Genomic DNA, 5660 nt, shown 5'->3' with positions numbered 1-5660 from the left:
TCCAGCAGCAGCACCTCGGGCGACATGGCGAGGACCGTGGCGAGGGTCACGAGGCGTTTCTCGCCGCCCGACAGTTTATGCGTGACACGGTCGCGCAGGTGCAGCAGGTCGAGCACCATGAGGGTCTGTTCGACCACGGCCAGCGCCTCGTCCCGGCTCTTGCCCAGGTTCAGGGGGCCAAAGGCCACGTCCTCGGCCACGGTGGGACAGAACAGCTGATCGTCGGGGTCCTGGAACACCAGCCCGATGCGGCGGCGGACCTCGTGGAAGTCCTTTTCGCGGCTGCGGGCCCGGTCGAAGATGGTGACCGTGCCAGAGGTGGGCCGTTGCAGCCCGAGGATCATCCGCAGAAGCGTCGACTTGCCGGCGCCGTTGGGGCCGGTCAGGGACAGCCGCTCGCCGGGGCCAAGGCGCATCGAGGCGCCGTTCAGCACCGGGGGCTGGCCGGGATAGGCAAAGTGCAGATCGTCCAGTTCGATCATCGCAGCGTCAATTCCAGTGTCAGCAGCAGGGTGAAGGTGCCGAAGAGAACCAGCGCAAAGAGCGCGTCGGCACGGGTACAGCGGAACTCTTGCAAAAGCACGATCCGGCCCGAGAATCCACGGCATTTCATCGCGCCCAGCAGGCGTTCGGAACGCTCGATGGCGCGCACCATCATCATCCCGACCAGGTAGCCGAAGCTGCGGTAGCTGTGCCAGTTGGTGCCGGGGCGAAAGCCGCGCACCTTCATCGCGGCGCGCAGGCGCAGGTATTCCTGGCGCAGCACCTCGACGTAGCGGATAGTGAACATCATCAGGTGCACCAGGGTTTCCGGGGTCTTCAGGCGGTAGAGCGCGTGGCCCAGCGTCACCGGCTCCATCGTGCCGACGAGGGTGATGAGGGCGAGGACCACGGCATTGGCGGTCAGGCCGATCTGGATGGCGCGGGCAAACCCCTGCCAGGAGGCAGGATAGCCCCAGAGGGTGAAGATCGGGTCGCCGGGCACGGTGAAGGGCAGGAGCAGCAGCATGAAGAGGATGAACCCGTCGACCATCGCGACACGTTTCAGCGTCCTTGCCGGGGGCAGGCGCGACAGCGCCAGCAGGGTCAGGGACAGGGCCAGCGCGGCGGTCAGCGCGACCAGGTTGTCCAGCGCCACCACGAAGACGCCATAGGCGATGGCGGACAGGATGCGCACGCGCGGGTCCAGCGCGGCGATGGGGCCGGGGCCGCGGCGGGGGCCGTCACCGGGCAGGGCGGCGCTGGTGTTCGACAGGATATGCGTCACGCCCCGGCCTGCGATTTGAGCTGGCGCCGGGCGGCGATGTAGAAACCCAGCCCGAACAGCCCGAGGATATAGCCCATGCCGCCTAGGATGGTCTGCAGGTCGTTCTTTTCGCGGTAGGCGGCGATCTCGCGGCGCAGGGGGCGCATCTCGTCGCGGACGATGCGGGCGATCTCGGTGCGGTCGGCATCCGAAAGCGCGAGGCCGGGGGCGGCGGGTGCCGTCGTGGGGGCGGGCGCCGCAGGTTCCGGCGCGGCGACGCCAAGGATGCGGGCGACCTCTTCGGCAGGCATGGTCACATTGGCCAGGTGCCCGGCGCCGAGGTCCGAGCGGAAGGTATGGGCGACGGGTTCGGTCGGCGCGAAGATGAAAAACCCGTCGGCGTCGGTCACGGTCTCACCCAGCAGCGTGCCGTCGGGACCATAGACCTCGACCGGCTGGTCGGTGGCCATGTCGCCGTTGGAAAAGCCGATTTCGCCCTCGATGGCGCTGCCAGAGGGGAAGACGGCGGCGATGACCTTGTGTGCCAGTGCCGGGACGGGCAGGGCCAGCAGGCAGAGGACAAGCGCCAGCCGGATCATGCCTCGGCCTCCTTCATCGACAGGAAAAGGTCCGGTTTGACCTTGCGCGCCAGCAGGACCGCAAAGCCGGTCAACAGGCCCTCGATGACCATGATCGGCAGGTGGGCGACAAAGACAAGGTGCGCGACGGCGAGGAATTCGTCGCCCGAGAACATCAGCGAGAGGGCCACGAAGAGCGTCGTCAGGGCGGTGGCGCAGGCCCCGCCGATGCCGCCCCAGATCGCCGCCCCGACAGGACCGCCGCGCAGGATCAGCGGGCGGAAGACCAGCCCGACGAGGACCGCCGCAAGGGCAATGTTGACGGTGTTCACGCCCAGCACGGTCAGCCCGCCAAAGCCGAAAAAGACCGCCTGCAGCACCAGGCCGACGAACAGCGCCGGGAAGGCGGCCCAGCCGAGGATCAGCCCGGCCAGACCGTTGAGGATGAGATGCACCGACGACGGACCCACGGGCACATGGATCAGCGAGGTCACGAAGAAACTGGCCGAGAGCACGCCTGCCGCCGGGATACGGTCCAGCGGCAGGGCGCGCAGACCCAGGGCAATGCCGCCCGCCGCCGCCACGGCGCCGCCGATGACGACCGGGTTCGAGAGGGCTCCGTCGACGATGTGCATCTTGGGTTACTCCAGTTCCCAGGCGCGGATCCAGAGGACTGCGTCCTGGCTCAGCTCCTTGCCCTCATGCTCGGTCGCCGGACCGGACCCGAGGGCGGCAAAGCCCCAGTACCCGGCCTTGGGGATGCCGAAGGTGAAATAGCCGTTGGCGTCCGAGATCGCCACGACGGCCCCTCCGGGCGGCGGGCTGGCCACGGGGGCGGTGGCGGCGGATCCGTCCATGTCCGGTTCGGCCGCCATGTACTCGATCTCGATTTCCGCGCCGGCGACGGGTTCACCATCGGCCAGCACCTGCCCGGTGAAGGTGGACCCGGCGATGATGTTGTAGGGCTTGTTCAGGGGCAGGATCTCGGTGGGCAGGCCCACGGGCGCCATCCAGTCGGTCGGCAGCGTGTTGCGGTTCAGCACGGACTTGGTGAACTGCTGGATGTACTTGTCCTCGGATTCCTCGAAATAGGGCTGGGGCACCGTCACCAGCACATAGTCGCCAGACCGTTTCACCGGGACCGAACCCAGGAAGGCGGCAGCGGAATTGCTGGCGCCGGTAAAGGTGATCGGCTGCAACGTGTCCATCAGGTCGGTCTTTTCGCCGCGATGGATGACATAGAACTCCTGCGGGCGCTCCAGGTCCATAACATGGCCGTTTTCGAAGGGGTGCCAGAACACCAGCTTGACCGGCACGTCACCGGGACGGTCGATCAGCGCGTCGGTGGTGTATTCCAGCAGGAAATGCGCGGGTGCCGCCGTGGGCAACGCCAGGAGCGCGCCAACAAGGGCCTGTTTTCCGAGGGTAAAAAAAGTCACTGATATCGTCCTTGTCCAGTCTGCGCCATCCCCGGCGCAATGCGGTGGAGACGTGGGACAAGGCGGCCGGGGTCCGAACAGGACACAGGCCAGACGCTCACCCCGACGTCCGGTGGAGCCGTGGCCATCTGGGCCGCGGGTGTCCGGCAGGTCTCCTGACTCGCGGGTCGTTGCCTGGGCCTGCCTTCCCGGATTGCTCCAGTGGCGTCTTGGCCCGGCTCTCCGCTTACAGTTGCGGGGGCAGTTGCCGGATTGGCGCGGATGCGCCGCACGGCATTCCCTCTTTCCCCCGGAAAGTCGCCTTTCCGGGACCGGTCACGGTTCTGTGTGTGACAGGTTCGCCAATGCGGGGCAATGGTCAAAGTGACATGCGCGGTCCCTCGTTCGGGTAGTTGGTTGACGGAACCGAGTCGGTGGCGGATAGCTGTCACAAAGCCGCTATCGCTAACGGGAGGACTGGGGCATGAAACGGTCACGCATCAACGCCATCATGACGGAGGCGGACGAGATGATCCGTCGCCACGGGTTCACCCTGCCGCCCTTTGCGCAATGGTCGCCAGAGGCCTTCGTGGCGCAGGCGGGCGCGGCGCGGCATGTCATCGACTCTCGTTGTGGTTGGGACATCACCGACTATGGCGCCGGGCGCTATGACGAGATGGGGCTGTTCCTGTTCACCCTGCGCAACGGGCTGCTGTCGGACCTGACCTCGGGGCGGGGGATGTGCTACGCGGAAAAGCTGCTGATCTCGAAACAGGACCAGCTTTCGCCGATGCACACCCATGTCATCAAGGCCGAGGACATCATCAACCGGGGCGGCGCGACACTGGTGGTGGAGCTGTACGGATCTGACGACCAGGGCAATTTTGCCGAGGATCGCGGCGGCACCGTGATGTGTGACGGGATCGTGCACGACTATGTGGCGGGCGAAAAGCTGCAACTGGCGCCGGGCGAAAGCGTGACCCTGCGGCCCGGCGACTGGCACGCCTTCTGGGGCGAGGGCGGCGACGTGCTGATCGGCGAGGTCAGCACCGTGAACGACGACGAGACCGACAACATCTTTCGTGAACCGATCGGGCGCTTTTCCGACATCGAAGAGGACGAGGCGCCGCTGCACCTGCTGGTCAGCGACTACAAGGCCTGGCTGGGGGCCTGAGGCCGGGACTTGCCAATGCGGGAGGCGGGCGCCACTCTGCGCCCGTCGGCAAGAGGGGGCAGGACATGCTGAGACGGGCACTAGGACAGGGCGGGCCGGAGGTATCGGCGCTGGGCATCGGGGCGATGTCCTTTGCGGGCTTTTACGGCGCGGTGAGCGAGGACGAGAGCCACGCGGTGCTGGATGCGGCGCTGGACGCCGGGGTCGATCACATCGACACCTCGAACGTCTATGGCATGGGCAAATCCGAAGAGATCATCGGCAGCTTCCTGAAACGCTACGCGGGCAAGGGCGGCACCCCGTTCCGCATCGCCACCAAGGCCGGGATCACCCGCGACCCGGACACGGGCGCGCGCATTTTCGACAATACCGCCGCCCACCTTGAAGCGGAGCTGGACAAGAGCCTGCAACGGCTGGGGCTGGAGCGGGTCGACCTGTTCTACGTCCACCGCCGCGATCCCCGGATCGAGATCGAGGAGGTGACGGAGTCGCTGGCGGCGCTGATCCGCAAGGGCAAGATCGCCTCTTTCGGCTATTCCGAGATCGCCCCCACCAGCCTGCGCCGCGCCGCCGCCGTGCATCCGGTGGCCGCCGTGCAATCGGAGTATTCATTGCAGACGCGCCTGCCCGAGATGGGCCTGTTGCAGGCCTGCGAAGAGCTGGGCACCGCGCTGGTTGCCTTTTCGCCGGTGGGGCGGGCGCTCTTGTCCGATACGCCGCCGACGCCGGAACGGGTGGCGGCGGCGGCGTTCCTCAAGGTCAATCCGCGCTTCATCGGCGGCAACCTGGAACGCAACATCGCCGCCAGCCACGGCTTGCGCGACCTGGCCGCAGAGGCGGGTTACGCCACGGCGACGCTGGCCATCGCCTGGGTGTTGTCGCAGGGGCGGACGGTGCACGCGATCCCCGGCACCCGCAGCCCGGGGCACCTGCACGAACTGGTGCGCGGGGCCTCGATGATGCTGGGCGACGACCTCAAGGCCGAGATCGAGCGCCGCCTGCCGCTGGGCTGGGCGCATGGGTCGCGCTATTCGGCAGAGCAGTGGATCGGCCCGGAATCCTATGGCTGAGCCCGGCCTTCCCAAACACGAGGACAGTTGACATGGATTACGTTTTCCCGCCCGCGCCGCAGGCCGGTGCCGCCGTCGCAGGCAGCGCGGCGCGTTTCCCGGTGCGCCGGATCTTTTGCGTCGGGCGCAACTATGCCGCCCATGTGCGCGAGATGGGCAAGGACCCGGACCGCG

Annotated in this window: 7 protein-coding genes, 1 pseudogene and 1 riboswitch; of the genes and pseudogenes, 3 read left to right on the top strand and 5 right to left on the bottom strand. The window is 67.2% G+C overall.

The features are described from left to right. The 5 genes from PVW46_RS14430 to PVW46_RS14410 form a co-directional block, all read right to left on the bottom strand. Positions 1-482, bottom strand: a 482-nt coding sequence (locus PVW46_RS14430) for an energy-coupling factor ABC transporter ATP-binding protein (RefSeq protein WP_274576354.1), incomplete at its 3' end; no start/stop codon positions are given. Further along, positions 479-1267 carry a cobalt ECF transporter T component CbiQ gene (gene cbiQ / locus PVW46_RS14425; protein WP_083242290.1) on the bottom strand — a complete coding sequence of 263 codons (789 nt, stop codon included), beginning with the start codon at positions 1265-1267 and terminating at the stop codon, positions 479-481. The genes cbiQ and PVW46_RS14430, both read right to left, overlap by 4 nt. Further along, positions 1264-1845: a NikL family nickel/cobalt ECF transporter subunit gene (locus tag PVW46_RS14420; protein WP_043146474.1), complete on the bottom strand. Its 582-nt coding sequence runs from the start codon at positions 1843-1845 to the stop codon at positions 1264-1266. Before PVW46_RS14420 ends, cbiQ begins: the two co-directional genes overlap by 4 nt. Further along, the gene (gene cbiM, locus PVW46_RS14415; protein ID WP_069209570.1) at positions 1842-2459 is read right to left on the bottom strand and encodes a cobalt transporter CbiM; all 618 of its coding nucleotides are present in this window, start codon (positions 2457-2459) and stop codon (positions 1842-1844) included. Before cbiM ends, PVW46_RS14420 begins: the two co-directional genes overlap by 4 nt. Positions 2460-2465: 6 nt before the next feature. Further along, positions 2466-3263, bottom strand: coding sequence for a DUF4198 domain-containing protein (locus PVW46_RS14410; RefSeq protein WP_223306315.1), 798 nt, complete (start codon positions 3261-3263; stop codon positions 2466-2468). A 128-nt stretch (positions 3264-3391) separates the two neighbouring features. Continuing rightward, positions 3392-3594, bottom strand: a riboswitch (cobalamin riboswitch). Between the two features lie 132 nt (positions 3595-3726). On the opposite strand from PVW46_RS14410, the gene PVW46_RS14405 reads away from it, so the two are divergent. From PVW46_RS14405 to PVW46_RS14395, 3 genes and pseudogenes are all read left to right on the top strand, one after another. Beyond that, positions 3727-4416 (top strand): D-lyxose/D-mannose family sugar isomerase, encoded by a 690-nt coding sequence (locus PVW46_RS14405; protein WP_043146472.1) that lies wholly within the window; start codon positions 3727-3729, stop codon positions 4414-4416. A gap of 65 nt (positions 4417-4481) precedes the next feature. Further along, positions 4482-5486, top strand: coding sequence for an aldo/keto reductase (locus PVW46_RS14400; protein ID WP_069209571.1), 1005 nt, complete (start codon positions 4482-4484; stop codon positions 5484-5486). 32 nt (positions 5487-5518) lie between these two features. Continuing rightward, positions 5519-5660: pseudogene (locus tag PVW46_RS14395) on the top strand (fumarylacetoacetate hydrolase family protein); the annotation flags it as partial.

The organism is Mameliella sp. AT18 (assembly GCF_028807275.1).
Classification (GTDB): Bacteria; Pseudomonadota; Alphaproteobacteria; order Rhodobacterales; family Rhodobacteraceae; genus Antarctobacter; species Antarctobacter albus.
The sequence above is the reverse complement of the archived record's forward strand: the minus strand, read 5'-3'. Positions and strand labels throughout refer to the sequence as shown.